General features: G+C 43.5%; 17 protein-coding genes. 3 read left to right on the forward strand and 14 right to left on the reverse strand.

The window, feature by feature from the left end; translation table 11 throughout:
• Window positions 1-22 precede the first annotated feature (22 nt).
• The 12 genes from flgK to AB4298_RS17945 form a co-directional block, all read right to left on the reverse strand.
• Window positions 23-1,945: a flagellar hook-associated protein FlgK gene (flgK, locus tag AB4298_RS17890; protein WP_371987763.1), complete on the reverse strand. Its 1,923-nt coding sequence runs from the start codon at window positions 1,943-1,945 to the stop codon at window positions 23-25.
• A 43-nt stretch (window positions 1,946-1,988) separates the two neighbouring features.
• Entirely contained in the window at window positions 1,989-3,095 is a 1,107-nt protein-coding gene (flgJ, locus tag AB4298_RS17895; protein ID WP_371987765.1) for a flagellar assembly peptidoglycan hydrolase FlgJ, read from the reverse strand.
• 28 nt (window positions 3,096-3,123) lie between these two features.
• Window positions 3,124-4,215: a flagellar basal body P-ring protein FlgI gene (locus AB4298_RS17900; protein WP_248998067.1), complete on the reverse strand. Its 1,092-nt coding sequence runs from the start codon at window positions 4,213-4,215 to the stop codon at window positions 3,124-3,126.
• Between the two features lie 38 nt (window positions 4,216-4,253).
• Window positions 4,254-4,928: a flagellar basal body L-ring protein FlgH gene (gene flgH, locus AB4298_RS17905; protein ID WP_248997903.1), complete on the reverse strand. Its 675-nt coding sequence runs from the start codon at window positions 4,926-4,928 to the stop codon at window positions 4,254-4,256.
• Between the two features lie 22 nt (window positions 4,929-4,950).
• Window positions 4,951-5,739: a flagellar basal-body rod protein FlgG gene (gene flgG, locus AB4298_RS17910; RefSeq protein WP_248997904.1), complete on the reverse strand. Its 789-nt coding sequence runs from the start codon at window positions 5,737-5,739 to the stop codon at window positions 4,951-4,953.
• Window positions 5,740-5,749: 10 nt separating this feature from the next.
• Window positions 5,750-6,493 (reverse strand): flagellar basal-body rod protein FlgF, encoded by a 744-nt coding sequence (gene flgF, locus AB4298_RS17915; protein WP_371987766.1) that lies wholly within the window; start codon window positions 6,491-6,493, stop codon window positions 5,750-5,752.
• Between the two features lie 236 nt (window positions 6,494-6,729).
• Window positions 6,730-8,091, reverse strand: a complete 1,362-nt coding sequence (gene flgE, locus AB4298_RS17920) for a flagellar hook protein FlgE (protein WP_371987768.1) — start codon at window positions 8,089-8,091, stop codon at window positions 6,730-6,732.
• 88 nt (window positions 8,092-8,179) lie between these two features.
• A complete protein-coding gene (flgD, locus tag AB4298_RS17925) occupies window positions 8,180-8,995 on the reverse strand; it encodes a flagellar hook assembly protein FlgD (RefSeq protein WP_248997907.1) in 816 nt (271 codons plus the stop codon).
• A 25-nt stretch (window positions 8,996-9,020) separates the two neighbouring features.
• Entirely contained in the window at window positions 9,021-9,437 is a 417-nt protein-coding gene (flgC, locus tag AB4298_RS17930; RefSeq protein WP_012276534.1) for a flagellar basal body rod protein FlgC, read from the reverse strand.
• A 2-nt stretch (window positions 9,438-9,439) separates the two neighbouring features.
• Window positions 9,440-9,838: a flagellar basal body rod protein FlgB gene (flgB, locus tag AB4298_RS17935; protein ID WP_248997908.1), complete on the reverse strand. Its 399-nt coding sequence runs from the start codon at window positions 9,836-9,838 to the stop codon at window positions 9,440-9,442.
• A 192-nt stretch (window positions 9,839-10,030) separates the two neighbouring features.
• Entirely contained in the window at window positions 10,031-10,870 is an 840-nt protein-coding gene (locus AB4298_RS17940; protein WP_371987865.1) for a CheR family methyltransferase, read from the reverse strand.
• A 136-nt stretch (window positions 10,871-11,006) separates the two neighbouring features.
• Window positions 11,007-11,927 (reverse strand): chemotaxis protein CheV, encoded by a 921-nt coding sequence (locus AB4298_RS17945; RefSeq protein ID WP_248997909.1) that lies wholly within the window; start codon window positions 11,925-11,927, stop codon window positions 11,007-11,009.
• A 204-nt stretch (window positions 11,928-12,131) separates the two neighbouring features.
• Between AB4298_RS17945 and flgA the strand changes: the two genes are divergently transcribed.
• From flgA to AB4298_RS17960, 3 genes are all read left to right on the forward strand, one after another.
• Window positions 12,132-12,905 (forward strand): flagellar basal body P-ring formation chaperone FlgA, encoded by a 774-nt coding sequence (flgA, locus tag AB4298_RS17950; protein ID WP_371987769.1) that lies wholly within the window; start codon window positions 12,132-12,134, stop codon window positions 12,903-12,905.
• A gap of 76 nt (window positions 12,906-12,981) precedes the next feature.
• The gene (gene flgM / locus AB4298_RS17955; RefSeq protein WP_371987770.1) at window positions 12,982-13,299 is read left to right on the forward strand and encodes a flagellar biosynthesis anti-sigma factor FlgM; all 318 of its coding nucleotides are present in this window, start codon (window positions 12,982-12,984) and stop codon (window positions 13,297-13,299) included.
• Between the two features lie 61 nt (window positions 13,300-13,360).
• Window positions 13,361-13,786 carry a flagellar protein FlgN gene (locus tag AB4298_RS17960; protein ID WP_371987771.1) on the forward strand — a complete coding sequence of 142 codons (426 nt, stop codon included), beginning with the start codon at window positions 13,361-13,363 and terminating at the stop codon, window positions 13,784-13,786.
• Window positions 13,787-13,886: 100 nt separating this feature from the next.
• On the opposite strand, the gene AB4298_RS17965 is transcribed toward AB4298_RS17960, so the two are convergent.
• Both AB4298_RS17965 and AB4298_RS17970 read right to left on the reverse strand, forming a co-directional pair.
• On the reverse strand, window positions 13,887-14,333 hold the full coding sequence (locus tag AB4298_RS17965) for an LPP20 family lipoprotein (RefSeq protein WP_371987772.1): 447 nt from the start codon (window positions 14,331-14,333) through the stop codon (window positions 13,887-13,889).
• Window positions 14,334-14,954 carry a FlgO family outer membrane protein gene (locus tag AB4298_RS17970; protein WP_371987773.1) on the reverse strand — a complete coding sequence of 207 codons (621 nt, stop codon included), beginning with the start codon at window positions 14,952-14,954 and terminating at the stop codon, window positions 14,334-14,336.
• Window positions 14,955-14,997 lie beyond the last annotated feature (43 nt).

The following is a 14,997-nucleotide window of genomic DNA, read 5'->3' on the forward strand; positions in this document are numbered from 1 at the left end:
CCTAATCGTTAAGCATTCAGTGCTAACGCAGTGAGCTAAATAGTGTGTTGAAGATTTCATTTGCGGTAGTCATGATCCGCGCAGATGCTTGATAAGACTGCTGAAAGCGCATCAAGTTTGCCGCTTCTTCATCCAAGTTAACCCCTGATACGCTTTGAATTCGCGTATAAGCTTGGTTGTAAATTGCTTCAGCCGAACCCATTGACATTTCAGCCGACTTAGCTTTACTGCCCACGTCTAGCTTTGTATTCTCAAAGACATCATTCAAAGTTGTTTTACCGCCATTCATCAGCTTGGCTTCATTCAGATTTGCCATGTTGACCATATTAGAGTTATCCCCCTCCGCAAATGACAAATCGAAGCTAAATTTTTCTGTTGTGGTGGCTGAAGAGTCAATTTCAAATGTAAAGCCATGAGCGCTAATTGTCGGCGGCGTATAAGCTGCAGGTGCACCTAGTGATGTGCCATTGGCGTCAAATGCTTCAAACGTTGGCGGCGTTGCACCTGGATTAATTTCAAAGGTAAGCTCTGAGCCTGTTACTGGAAAATTAGCTGCCGTCCGGTCATCAATGCTAACTAGCTTAATTTGGCTACTACCGGTATTCGAAGCATCTGCAGTAATTTGACTACCTGCAGCCGCAATACCTTTAGGATCGGTCATCTCAACCGATATTGAAGAGGCTGCGCCAGAAGTCGGTCTGATTTCAAAGGTGTCGCCCGAGGCTAATGTGCCAGCGTTAATATTAACGCTAAAGCCATTTGCACCTTCGAGCTTGGTACCGTTTAAAGTAAGCGGCGTTATATTGCCGGTAGCGGCATCTTTTAACTCGTAAGTTGATGGCGCGGTAAACTTTAATTCATAGCTACTGCCGCTTAACTCTCCAACATCGTCAATATGAACGCCTAAAACTGCAGAGCCAGTATTGCTTGATAGCGCACCGACTCGACCAATTTGCATGGATGGGTCGTTAATGTCGGTAAATATATTAGCGCCCACTTGACCATTTAAGTCAAAGCCCTGCTCTTGTGCCTTGTTAAATGCATCACTCACACCTAATGCAAATTGGCCTAACTCCATTTGTGATGGCAGTAGTGTCTCGTCACGGTAATTGACTAAAGCGCCAAGCTGGCCGCCCAATTTACTCGCATCAACTATCATGCTTTTATCACCAGATTGGGCGGTGATTTGTAATTCATTCGGATACGGGTCGCCTTGAGAGGTTCCCATCTGCATCGACTTTTCGCCCGACACCAACATAACCGAACCACCTAGCATGATACTTTTAGCACCGGAATCTAATGGCACCACGTTAACCGATGCATATTCACTAAGCTCCAAAATTAATGCATCTTGCTTGTCAAGCAGCTGCATATCTTGGCCTTGAGACTTCATTAGCTCACGGTTAATGTTGCCTAACTCGGTACTGATCTCGTTAATTCTGTCTGTGACTGCAGCAATTTGATCATTAGTTTGCGTCATCTGCCCGTCTAGATGAGCTTGCATCTGGTTAACCGTACTCGCTAGATGTTTGGCATTGGTAAGAAATGAATCTCGCATACCTATGTCATTTGGCAGATCAGCCAAGGCATTCATACTGGCGAAAAAGTCATTCATGCCTTGCGGCACCGCTTGGCCTAACTGAGAAAAAATCTGGTCGAGCTCACTCATTTTTCCGAAAGTGGTTTGCGATTCACTCATCGCAGTAGAGCCAATGCGTAACTCTCTAGTGGCGTAATCGTTGTAAACCCTTTTTACATCTGAAACATAAGTACCCGCGCCGTAAAAGTCATTGCCCATACGCTGGGAATCGAGCGCCGACTGAGAAACCACCTGACGGTTATAACCAGCGGTATTGGCATTGGCGATGTTATTACTGGTAATCGCTAGCTGAGACTGAGAAGCCAATACCCCTGTACGGGCAATATTCATTAAATCTAAAGACATACGTACTGGCTCCTTGCTGTAAGAGATTGAACAACACGATTAATCATTGCTTAACCCCTTGTAAGACATCTTTAAAGTCTCGAGTAATAGTTTTCATCACCTGAATAACCTTATCGGCATATTTAGGATCGGTTGCATAACCTGCATCTTGCAGAGAACGAATAAAGGCTTGTGGGTTACTTGCTTGCTTCATCGCATCTTGGTAGCGCTCACCGTTAGACACAAACGACACGAAATCGTTAAAGCTTTGGCCGATATCCTCATAAACCCTAAAATTAGCTTGCTGTTTTACAGCGATACCTTGCTCATATTCCAAGGTGCTTACAGAAGCTTTATCACCTTGCCAACGGTTGTCAGCTTTAATGTTAAATAAATTGTTGCTTTGCTGCCCCTGATGACCTTTAACCATCTTCTGACCCCATCCGGTTTCTAGCGCAGATTGCGCAATCAATACTTCAGGTGTCGTCCCCAGTGCAGCGGCCGCTTTTTCAGCATGAGGGTATAAGCGTGATACGAACTCATCTTGGCTGGTAAAATTTGCTTGGGATTTATCGCCATTGACTGCCGCTGACGGCAATACTTTGCCACTTAATACGGAATCTAAAGTTTGTAGTTTGGGTGCTGCGGTTGCTAATTCGGCATTGCCATTAACACTGGCATATTGATTAGATTGCAGGCTTGGTAAGGCCATTGAATTAGTGCTGGTATGATTACTTGCATCATTACTTGCCACACGCGCTGTCGGCATCTGCAACATATCAGGCTTATCCATGGTCAAGGCCGCCGCTTTTGAGGCACCATTAATATCACCACGTAATACAGACGCTGGAGTCATTGGGCTATTTGCAGGATCAAGTTGCTGCACCATTAAGTCAGCCAAACCCAACATGCCCTCACCCGATAGATTTAACGACATTTGCTGATCATGCATCTGCTCGTAAAATTTGGTGTATTGGCTATTCATCGGGCTATCAGACTCGAATACAGCATTGGCGTCACGCATGCTTTGCATCAGCATTTGCACGAAGATCCCCTCAAACTGCTGGGCAACTTCTTTTAACGCACTGGTTTCATCTTTTTGGGCTCTGGATCTTAATGAGTCCAAGCCTCCAAGATCCAGAAATTGCGATGCGTTCGACAGCTTTTCCATGACACCATTCCAATAAAACTGACAATATTTAGATAATTATCAGTTCACCATGCAAAGCCCCTGCCATCTTTAACGCTTCTAGAATTGCTAGCACATCTGAAGGCGCCGCACCGACTAAGTTTACCGCTCGAACTAGCTCATCTAGCGTGGTTCCAGGATTAAACATAAACATACGGCTATCTTCTTCCGCCACATCAACTGTGCTGTCGGTGGTGACAACCGTTTGTCCATTTGCAAATGGATTAGGCTGAGATACCTGCGTTGCCTCTGCAATGGTCACAGTTAAGCCACCATGAGTCACTGCTGCTGGCAATAATTTGACGTTTTGGCCAACCACAATGGTGCCAGTACGAGAATTAACAATGACTTTGGCAGACTCTGCTGCAGGTTCGACTTCAATATTCTCAAGCGTGGCTAAAAACGATACCCGTTGTGACACATCGCGCGGCGCACTCACTTGCACAGATGCCGCATCAAGTGGTCTTGCCATACCAGGTCCAAGCAGATCGTTAATTGCATCCGCCAAACGTTTTGCCGTCGAAAAATCAGCGCGGCGTAAATTAAAAGTTAAGTGGTCGCCTGTTGAAAATGGCGTTGCAACTGTTCGTTCAATCATTGCACCATTTGGAATACGGCCAACGGTAGGTGTGTTTTGTACTACTTTAGAACCATCCATACCTTCGGCACTAAAACCACTCACAACCATGCTGCCTTGAGCAATAGCGTATACGTTACCGTCGACACCTTTTAAGAAAGTCTGTAGTAATGTACCGCCACGTAAACTTTTAGCTTCACCTAAACTCGATACTGTTACATCTAATGTTTGGCCAGGCTTGATAAATGGTGGCATCTCAGCACTAACTGCTACCACAGCAATGTTTTTAATCTTAGGTCTGAAATTGTCCGGTAAGTTGATACCAAAGTTTTTCAACATAGTTTTAAACGTTTGCTCGGTGTAACGGGTTTTTTCACCGGTTCCGGGTAAACCAACCACTAAACCATAACCAATCAACTGGTTACTACGTACGCCCTGTACGTTGGCAATATCTTTGATCCGCTGCGCATGAGCCGGCGCAGTTATCGCCAAAATGGCGCAAAGTAAAACCAATTTAAATTTCATCATCCTAAATCCTTAGCACTAGGCAAAACCTTTCTAGCCTAAAACGGCCACCAGCTACCCATAAAGAATGAGGCTAACCAGCCTACTTTTTGTACTTCAGCAAAGGTTCCTGTACCACTGTATTGAATACGCGCATTTGCCACACGTTGTGAGTCAATGGTGTTATCTGGTCGAATATCTTGCGCGCGAACGATACCGGTAATACGGACAAACTCGTCACCGTTATTGATACTTATCCATTTTTCACCACGAATAACCAAATTACCGTTGTTGAGTACTTGCATAACATTGGCAGAAATACTACCCGACAAGCTATTGCTTTGGTCTGCATCAGACTCACGCTTGGTATTCATGCTGTCTTTGTAGCGCAGATCAATCGGATTACCACCCACAGTGATATTGCCGCCACCGGCATAAATCGGGTCAAGCGACAGATCGGTCCCTTTGGAAATCTCGTTATTAGCACTCTTTTTCGCTTGAGTTTGTTCCATTAAATAAACGGTAATAATGTCACCCACTTTCAGCGCTTTAATGTCTGAATACAAACTAGAAGCCTGACTATCTTGATACATAGAGCCAGTCGCAGCGATCTTCGTCGGCGGCGCCTCTGGATACACAGGCGCATAATAAGGATCGTCCGCTATCGGTTTACCGTTAGTTGAATTACATCCTGAAATTACTGCAACAAGGGCTAAAAGCCACAAATGCTTCATATTCAACGCCTCTTATAAATGCTTAAAGGTTTTGGTTAACGTAAGACAACATTTGGTCAACAGCTGAAATCACTTTAGAGTTCATCTCGTAAATACGCTGACTTTCAATCAAGTTTACTAACTCTTCTGTCACGTTCACGTTTGAGGTTTCTAATGCGCCTTGTCGAATCGCGCCCATACCATCAAGTGATGCAGTGCCTTGAATAGGTGTGCCACTTGCGCCAGTTTCTAAGTATAAGTTCTGCCCCATAGGGTCGAGTCCTGACGGATTAATAAAATCAGAAATAGCTAGCTGACCCACGACTTGGTTTTCTGCGTTGCCCGGTGTTTTAACCGACACTTCACCTTCAGCTGAAACGGTGATACTTGTGGCATCTTCAGGAATGGTGATAGCAGGTTGAATCACATAGCCTGAACCTGGGGTCACGATTTGGCCGGTGTCATCTAAACTAAACTGGCCGTTGCGGGTATAAGCTGCGGTGCCATCTGGTAATTGCACTTCAAAAAAACCTGGGCCTTCAACCATCAAATCTAACGAGTTATCAGTAGTGAGCATGTTGCCTTGAGTAAACATCTCTTGGGTAGCAACCACTTTGGTACCCGCACCAATACTTAAACCGTTAGGCAGTTTAGTATTCGAAGCACTGATACCACCAGCTTGATTAACGTTTTGATAAAGTAAGTCTTCAAATACCGCACGACTCTTTTTAAAACCAACAGTACTGGCGTTTGCCACGTTGTTAGAAATAACAGAAATATCGGTTTGCTGAGCGTCTAAACCAGTCTTACTTATCCATAAAGCGGGATGCATAGTATCTCTCCTAGCTTATGCGCATTAAGGCAGAAGACGCGCGATCGTTCTCTTCTGCTGTTTTCATCATTTTTACTTGCATCTCAAACTGACGCTGAAGGTCAATCATAGATACCATTTCATGTACGGCATTAACATTGCTGCCTTCAACAGCGCCGCTTAACAAACCTACGCTAGGATCAGGAGGGGCATTTTCACCTGACATCAAACGGAATAATCCGTCTTCTCCGCGCATTAAGTTTTGGTTACCCGGGTTAACAAGCTTGATCCGGGCCACTTCTTCAATCACTTCAGCGGTAGCACCAGACGGACGCACAGAGACAATACCGTCTTGGGAGATCTCTACCTTTTCAATGGGTAAAGGTAGAACGATTGGGCCATTGTCGCCCATCACAGCTGTGCCTCTGTCGTTACGTAAAACGCCTGAGTTATCGAAACGTAAGCTGCCTGAACGGGTGTAAGCTTCACCACCATTCTCTGCTTGAACTGCAATCCAGCCATCGCCTTTAACGGCGATATCTAAATCGCGACCAGTCGTTTTTATTGGGCCACTAGAAAAGTTTGCAGACGGAGTTTCAGTCATTGAAAATACACGTGTAGGTAAGCCCTCACCAAAAGCTTGCATAGAGCGTGCTTGAGCCAAGTCAGCTTTAAAACCATCAGTATTCGCATTTGCCAAATTGTTGGCACTTACAGCCAACGAATTCATATTCTGTTTTGCGCCGCTCATTGCGACATAGAGCAATTTGTCCACTTAACACTCCGTCAAACTTCCGTCTAAACAATAGCAAAGCAAACTCTGTGCCAACTACTGCTATTTATCAGGAGGTTAAAGTGAGAACGATATTGAAGTGATTGATATTAAATGCGTGATGAGAAATTTATGCAGTAATTTAAAGGTAAAAGCTTAATCAGAAAAACGAGTATCAATGATTGGATAGGAAACACGTTGCCATTGCGGCAACGTGTTCACACTAGCTAATGCTTTGCTTAGCGGATCTGTAGAATTGACTGCTGTAGCGTGTTATTCACTTCAAGCGTTCGAGAGTTAGCTTGGAAATTACGCTGAGCAGAAATCAAATCAACCAGCTCAGTCGTTAAGTCTACGTTCGATTGTTCAAGTGCGGATGAACGAATACCACCAAATGTGCCACTGTTCGCCTCGCCAGCTAAAGCAGGTCCCGAATCTAAACTCGCTTTCCAAGAGGTATTGCCTGCTTGAGTTAATCCTTGCTCATTAGCAAAACTAACCAAGGCAACGCGTGCTAATGGTACCGTTGAACCATTACTGTAGCTTGCGTTAATTAGCCCGTCTGCGCCAACTTCAACGTTAGTTAAACGACCAACGGTTGTACCGTCTTGTGTCAACTCAGTAACTTCAAATGGTGAAGCAAACTGTGTTGGGTTATTAAAGTTAAGCGTCAGCTTTTGTGAGCCATCTGCACCTGGGCCTAGTACGTTAGCACCGCCAACACCTAAAGCTTCTGTTGTGATCACAGCAGGGTCGCTGCCTTCATAACCACCAGTAGAGTTAAATGATACCGCCGCGCCTTTCCAACCACCAGCACTCTCAGCTTTAGCAGTTGAGTCTGCAACACCATCACCAGTGGTGTCCGTCGCGTACTCACCTGACGCCGGATCAACATTAACAGGCTTTCCGTCAACGGCGTAAAACGCAACCCAGTTACTTTCATTGTTATGGGCCGCATTAGGCGGGCGCACAAAATACGAAGTCAAAATATGAGGCTCACCCAGTGAGTCATAGATAGTCACTGAAGTTGAGTTGTTAAACGTTTCTGGGTCATCCGGATCAAATGCAGCAGGGTCAAGGGTACCTTCGCCCGCATTTAGGTTCATCTGTATGCCAACATTGTCAGTCTTAACCGGACTACCAGCGGTGTCAGGGATCTGCACCGGTTTAGTTGTGGTCAAACTCACCGACGTAGAATTTCCCTCTTTATCAACCGGAAAAGTCTGTAAATAGTTACCCGCAGAGTCAACAATATAGTTATTAGAATCAAACTTAAATGCGCCCGCACGAGTAAATGAGTGATCTTGTGAACCAACTTCTGATGAGGTTACAAAGAAACCACCACCGTTAATTGCCATATCAAGCGAGTTATTAGTAAATGCCATGCTGCCCTGGTGGAATTGCTGAGCCACTTGACTCGTTGTAACTCCCCCGCCAACTGCTGTTTTACTATTTGAAAAAATAGAATTGGCATACACATCTGCAAATTCAGCACGTGATTCTTTAAAGCCTGTGGTGTTAACGTTAGCAATGTTGTTTGCAGTGGTATTTAGATCTTTTTGTGCTGACGAAATGCCGCTCAAAGCAATGTTAAATGACATGGTTCACCTCAATCCTTATGTAATTCGATTTTTAAGAAGGTCTAAACATTGATGAATAGCACCATCTCAATACATATCTTTATTTTTGTTAAGTTTCAGATACAGCGAGAACATCACCGATCTTAATGCCGCCAACACCACGTAAATTCAAAATAGCTCCGGTCGCAGCATTACCCAGTGAAACACTCGATACATGAGCATAGGTCGACACAGGTAACTCTTCGCTCTTACCATCTACCTTGCCACTCGCTTTGAAGGAATAGTTACCTTCGGCAACAGGCTGACCATTTTTGTCTAGGCCGTCCCAGCTGACATCGATATTGCCGCCTTCACTACCGTCAACTGTAAAGGTGTCAACTAACTGGCCTTTGTCATCTTCAATACGCACTGTGATAGATTCAATCGACTCTGGCGTACTGATAATGCCTTTCATGCTCGGGTCTTCAGCTGAAATATGGCCAGTATCAGAAGGAATTAGCACCTTTTGCCCAACGAGGCCCGATGCCTGTAGCGCCTGACTTGAGCTAGTCAATGCATTAAGGTTAACGATTTCTTCATTAAGTTTAGTGATACCATCTACAGTTGAGAAAGATGCCATCTGCTGGATCATTTGGTCGTTTTCAACCGGCTTAAATGGATCCTGCATTGACAACTGCTGACTTAATAACGCAAAGAAATCTTCTTGAGTTAATTCTTGATTATTAGCGTCAGGTACCGCGTTTTCTTCTGGTAGACGTAAACCGTCAAGAAATGGATTCCCCGTGGTTGACTGTTGCTCTGTTACCGTCGCTGCTGCTGCCGCACTTTGAGTCGCCGTAGCGGCTGTTTGCGGCGAAATAGCATTAGCCTGCGGGCTTTGTCCCGTTGCAGACTGCGTTGATGTGAGCGGATTTATAAGGCTCAAAGTTTACCTCCAGCTTTCACTGAGTTTATTTGCCTATTCTAAGCGTCTGCTGAAGCATAGACTTCGCTGCTTCAGTGACTTGTACGTTCATTTGGTATGAGCGAGAGGCTGAAATCATGTTAGCCATCTCCTCCATCACATTTACATTTGGCTTGTAAATAAAACCATCTGTGTCCGCCATAGGATGATCTGGCGAGAATTCTTTATTAAGCGGTAAGTCACTTTCGACAATTCCCTTAACAGCAACTGAAGCCGATGCACTTTGATGCTGTTGTGCTTTACTCATCTCAGCTTCAAAAATAGGATGACGAGCGCGATAAGTCTCACCAACACTGCTTGATACAGAGTCAGCGTTAGCGATATTACTAGCGGTGGTGTTTAGTCTGACCGACTGAGCCGACATACCAGAACCAGCCACATTGAAAATATTAAATAAGCTCATAATTAATCGCCTCTAATCGCTTTCTTCATACCTGAAAACTTACTGTCTAGAAAACCCAGTGACATTTGATACTCAAGGGCATTTTGCATAAATGCTGATTGCTCTTGCTGAATATCAACGGTGTTACCATCACCAGTATCAGGTTGGTTAGGCACTCGGTAACTGACATGTTGCTGAGATAATGCTGCTAAATCAAAGTGCTTACTATCGCTTTTAGCCATAGTAAGTCCCGACTGTTGCGACTTGGCTGCGTTGATGGCTTTGGTAAAATCCACATCACGCGCTTTATAATTTGGCGTATCAGCATTAGCTATATTTGAAGACAATACTTCAGCACGCTGAGAACGGATCCCCAAAGTGTGTTGATGTATGCCTAATGCTTTGTCAAAACTAATCGCCATAAAATTGCCTCCTCAGCTCTATGGCTAAAACAAAGCAATACTTGTGCCAAAACATTAAATAATAAGAAAGGTTTAGTGAGTCATCGCAGCTGAAATAAAAATCGTGCTGAAAAGTACAGCAAAAAGGCAATAAAAAACGCGCCTAAGAGCGAGGCGCGTTATTAATAACGTTGATCTTACGTTAAGAAGACATCAAGATTTTTTTTGATAATAAATGCCGGGGTTACAGCGCACCATATCAAATTCATCAGACAAGCCTGCAATAGACTCCGATGCACCTAGAAACAATATGCCGTTCGGATTTAAAGCGGCAGCAAATTGCCGCAATATCTTTCGCTTTGCCTCTGGAGAAAAGTAAATCAAAACATTGCGGCAAAAAATAATATCAAACTTGCCCAGAAGCGTATAACTTTCAAGCAAGTTATGAGCTCTAAAGTTCACCAAGCGCTTTACGTTAGACTTAATCACCATGTTGCCTGAGGGTAAAGCATCAAAAAACTGACGTTTACGTTCATCAGACAAACCACGACCGAGTGCAAGGTTGTCATATTCGGCATTTTTGCAACGTTCAAGCATCGATGGTGACAAATCAGTAGCCAAGATACTTGCACTGCAAGGCAAACTTCCCGGTTTGCGTTGTTGGTGTTCTAAAATACTCATCGCCAATGAATACGGTTCTTGCCCCGACGAGCATGCTGCAGACCAAATCTTCACTGGACGGCCTAGTCGGCTAAACGTCGGTAAAATTGAATTAGATAATAGTTCAAATGGGTAACGGTCACGGAACCATAAAGTTTCATTAGTCGTCATGGCATCAATTACCTCTGTGCGTAATTGACGCTCAGTCGGTTTCATCGAATGTTTCACCACATCAGACAAAGAGGGTAAGTTATACTTCCCCATTAGCGGTGCTAATCGGCTGCGCACCAAATACTGCTTATTTTCTCCCAGCACAATACCGCTGTGCTGCTCTAAGAATAATCTAAATTGATTGTACTCATTCTCAGCGAGAGATTTATTCGACACTCTTATATCCTAATTAATTTTAAACAAACCGCATTAAGCTAAACTGCATTGGCAATAGTCAAAAAACGAACGCAGCGTTATACCTTAGCAGCGCCTGAAACACAAGTAACACCGCGTCTCATCACCGCTCAAGGTGGGATAATTATAAACTTAAGTGCTTGTTTACAGCGGCCGCTAACTCATCAGGATTAAATTTCGCGATAAAGTCGTTGGCGCCAACTTTTTGCACCATTGCTTGGTTGAACACCCCGCTTAAAGAAGTGTGGAGTACCACTTTAATATTCTTAAGCTTTGGATCATCTCGAATTTCAGCGGTTAAAGTATAACCATCCATTTCAGGCATTTCGATATCAGAAATAATCAATGGGATCTCTGTCGACACATCATCAAGCTCTGTCGCTATCGCTCGCAGTTTATCTAACGCTTCTTTACCATCTTTTGCTGTATCGATTTGCAAATTAAGTGAGGTTAACGCACGGATGATTTGTTTGCGCGCTACTGACGAGTCATCTATCACCATAATGTGATAATGCTTTTCACGATCAATAGTTAATGCATCATCCAATTCTTTACTGGTATTGGTATTAACCGGAGATATTTCATCAAGAATTTTCTCAACATCTAAAATCTCAACCAACTCATTGTCAATTTCTGTCACCGCAGTCAAATAAGATAGCTTACCTGCGCCTTGTGGCGGAGGCATAATAGCTTCCCAGTTCATATTAATAATTCGTTCAACAGAGCTAACTAAAAAGCCCTGAATGCTGCGGTTATACTCTGAAATAATGATAAAGCTATTAGCGATGTCTTCAATCGGACGACCACCCGTTGCCGCACTTAAATCGATGACAGAAATAGTCATACCCCGCACATGGGCGATACCACGCACTTTAGAGTTAAGCTTAGGTAAGTTTGTCAAAGGTGGGCATTGCAGCACCTCTTTCACTTTAAAAACGTTAATTCCGAATCGTTGACGTCCATTAAGTTTAAATAACAATAACTCAAGGCGATTTTGCCCAACCAGTTGAGTCCGTTTGTTTACTGATTCAAGAATATTCGACATACAATTTTTGCCCTGTACCTACTTCTATAGGCTTATATCTGTTTCATTAAAATGATGTTACGACTGCAGCTATAAAGTGGCTTACCAGCCTCCCTTTCACACTGAAATACCTTTTAGGCATACTACTTGCTTATATAGCGACACCTGAGCAAGTCACACTCTTTAAGTCAAACTAATGACGCTCACTGATGCAAAAGGATAAAGATGACTGCAGTCCCAAAAACTACAAAATTTAGCCGTATTCTAACGAATCAAACGACTGCATTCATTAGGAATTTGTACTTATGCCCGCTTTTAGTTGCGCTTTTGGTACCTACTCAGGTATTTGCAACTGCGCAGGCCAGTATTCCTTCTATATCGACCATTTCTCGATTAGCTATAGCCGCTGTAGAAGAAAAAATAGAAGCGCCTGAAAAAGCAAAAATTCAAATTACTCCCCAAAGTCTAGATACCCGAGTAAACCTCCCCAATTGTTACCCACCTATTAAGGCTGAAATTGCCAGTAACCGTGCCATTAGACGCAACAATACCGTAAAAATTAGCTGTAACAGCCCTGACTTAAGTTACCCTTGGCAAATATTTCTATCAGTCAAAGTCGATATCATGTACCCGGTTGTCGTGGCAAAATCGACCATGGGGCCAGGAGATTTACTTTCTGGCGGTGATGTGGCAATTGAATATATCGAACAAGCCAGTTTACGAGGTCACCAATTTGAATTCGTTGAAGATGTTGTCGGTGCAAGGTTAAAAAGACGCGTAGTGCCTGGACAACCTATATTTGCTAATCAGCTGTGCATTATTTGCAAAGGCGACAGCGTATCTATATACGCTCGCTCTGAAAACTTTCAAATTAAAACCGTAGGTGAAGCGCTACATGATGGCAATGTGGGTGACAAAATAAGAATTAAGAATAGCCATTCTCACAAAAATCTCGACGCTCGAGTGACTGGCGTTGGCCAAGTTGAAGTAAGAATGTAAAATAAATCTAAAGTAATGAGTTAGGCCGCCGATATGGTGTGTAAGAAACTCTCTTTAATAAATGTTGGATCTCAAAATGGCTATTGATATTAAACAAGTAAACCCTCACGCTAATACTCGTATTAGTACAGGAACAAGTGCTAAAGGTACCCCTGCGCAAACGGCATCAACCAATGCCGCGCCAACGCCGCAAAAAAGCGACTCGGTGTCAATTACACCACAAGCGCAACAAATTCAAAATGTTCAAACTAAGATGGCCGATATGCCAGAAATCGATCAAAAGAAAGTAGACGCGATTAAAGCGGCTATTGCCGAAGGGCGTTACAAAATCGATCCAGAAAAGCTTGCAAGTAACATTGCTAGTTTGGAAAATGACCTTAAAGACTTAGATTAAGCTCAGTTAAGCATAATCGGTCTCAGCTACGAACTCATTAGAGCGAAAAAACAAGGCCAATATGACAAATCTCTCTCAACTTTTAAGCTCACAACACCAAGTGTTGACTGAGCTAAATGCAGTGATTAGCCAAGAAAAGCAAGCATTGCATGCGCAGCAAGCCGATGCATTGCTGGCATTAGCTAGCACTAAGGCTAATTTACTGACAAGCCTAAAACAAAATGATGAGATGATTGCTACCCAGCCAGATATTGCATTACTCAAAACCGATGCGGAGCTTGTCGCGCAAGTGAGTAACGCTAAAGACTTATTAGCGCAATGTCAGCAGCTTAACGCTGAGAATGAATCGTTAATTGAATTAAGTTTAGCCAGCTTAAACCGATTTTCTCAAGCTTTGCAAACTAGCAGAAATGCATCAAGCTTAACTTATGACGGCAAAGGTAAAACCTCAAGCATTTCAACTTTAGGTAGTAACCTTAAAGCCTAGCGCTAAGATAAATAATAAAAAGCCGACATATGCAATGTCGGCTTTTTATTGTTTAATCCCCCCCTCCCCGAATGAAGAAAGATATCAGAGACTCTTTTACTTAAAAATAAGTCACTGTCTTCACTCGTTGAGAGCGGTTTTGTTGCTGATACAGCGCCCAAACCTGCTCAAAATCCAATTCAAGTTCAGTAACGTAATGCTCTCCAGCCGGATAACTCTTCACAACCCTAGCGCCGCGAATGACACCTGATACTGAAGTTTGAATATTATCTTCAGCCATTACCCAGTCACGCACCTGACTGTTAGCGGTGAGCTGCTGACCATAAACCTGTTCAGCCAATTCTCGATATGCTGCTATTTTTGATGCCTGCATAGCCATTAGCACCCGCTGTGCGGGCTCCGCTGCGGGTTGAATATCTAGCGTTGCATACCCAATTGCGGTAATTTTAGGAAAACTCGTCGGCGCTTCAGTTTCATATTGCACATACCTATCTTGCGCAGAGCATCCACTTAGCAACAAGGTAACTAACAAGATTATCGCCTTCATCTACTGCTCTCCAATCACTGATACGGTTTGCTCAGCGAGGTTGCTATTGCGGTATAGCAGGCCACCTTCTGAAACAACTTTCTGAGAAGGTCGAATATAATCAGCCATCTCTTTTGCATTAACAAAGCCTTGGGCTGCTGATACCACACGATTATTGGTCACATTAACAATTCGACTCGTTAACGCCATGCCACTATTAGATAAGCTCATTGTTGACACAACTACATGTTCGACTGGCAAATCCGCTGGTAACTGTTGCCAATCTCGACTCAAAATAAACTCGCCAGAGGGGAGCACTTTAAGCGCTTCACTAACGTTTACATCAACTAGATTAAATTGATTATCGTGTAGCGCTGCGATCAACCCCTGCTGAAACTGCAATCCAAATGCATTGGTGGTTTGCAAATCATTAACCAATACTGGTGTAGTTACAATTAACGGCTGGTCATAGCGTAAACCGTCATTTTGGCGCACTAATGCATTAACCATCTGCATTGATACTTGGTTTATTGCCGCTGTATGAGGTAGACCATAGCCGTCACTAGTTGCTTTAGGGAGCTCAGTGGTTGTTTCACAACCTAAAGCAAATAATAACGGTAAAAGAATAATAAATTTATACATTGTTAAAGCCCTATATGGCGTTAATACGCCTACGACTAATTCG

This window comes from Shewanella sp. 10N.261.52.F9, assembly GCF_041471165.1.
Lineage (GTDB): Bacteria > Pseudomonadota > Gammaproteobacteria > Enterobacterales > Shewanellaceae > Shewanella > Shewanella marinintestina.

Excerpts from the sequence above, each read along its gene's own strand:
- flgH (WP_248997903.1), bottom strand. The coding sequence starts at position 4,928 with ATGAAGCATTTGTGGCTTTTAGCCCTTGTTGCAGTAATTTCAGGATGT.
- AB4298_RS17965 (WP_371987772.1), bottom strand. The coding sequence starts at position 14,333 with ATGAAGGCGATAATCTTGTTAGTTACCTTGTTGCTAAGTGGATGCTCT.
- flgC (WP_012276534.1), bottom strand. The coding sequence starts at position 9,437 with ATGAGCTTATTTAATATTTTCAATGTGGCTGGTTCTGGTATGTCGGCT.
- flgG (WP_248997904.1), bottom strand. The coding sequence starts at position 5,739 with ATGCATCCCGCTTTATGGATAAGTAAGACTGGTTTAGACGCTCAGCAA.
- AB4298_RS17945 (WP_248997909.1), bottom strand. The coding sequence starts at position 11,927 with ATGTCGAATATTCTTGAATCAGTAAACAAACGGACTCAACTGGTTGGG.
- flgK (WP_371987763.1), bottom strand. The coding sequence starts at position 1,945 with ATGTCTTTAGATTTAATGAATATTGCCCGTACAGGGGTATTGGCTTCT.
- AB4298_RS17900 (WP_248998067.1), bottom strand. The coding sequence starts at position 4,215 with ATGAAATTTAAATTGGTTTTACTTTGCGCCATTTTGGCGATAACTGCG.
- AB4298_RS17970 (WP_371987773.1), bottom strand. The coding sequence starts at position 14,954 with ATGTATAAATTTATTATTCTTTTACCGTTATTATTTGCTTTAGGTTGT.
- AB4298_RS17960 (WP_371987771.1), top strand. The coding sequence starts at position 13,361 with ATGACAAATCTCTCTCAACTTTTAAGCTCACAACACCAAGTGTTGACT.
- flgB (WP_248997908.1), bottom strand. The coding sequence starts at position 9,838 with ATGGCGATTAGTTTTGACAAAGCATTAGGCATACATCAACACACTTTG.
- flgA (WP_371987769.1), top strand. The coding sequence starts at position 12,132 with ATGACTGCAGTCCCAAAAACTACAAAATTTAGCCGTATTCTAACGAAT.
- flgE (WP_371987768.1), bottom strand. The coding sequence starts at position 8,091 with ATGTCATTTAACATTGCTTTGAGCGGCATTTCGTCAGCACAAAAAGAT.
- flgJ (WP_371987765.1), bottom strand. The coding sequence starts at position 3,095 with ATGGAAAAGCTGTCGAACGCATCGCAATTTCTGGATCTTGGAGGCTTG.
- flgM (WP_371987770.1), top strand. The coding sequence starts at position 12,982 with ATGGCTATTGATATTAAACAAGTAAACCCTCACGCTAATACTCGTATT.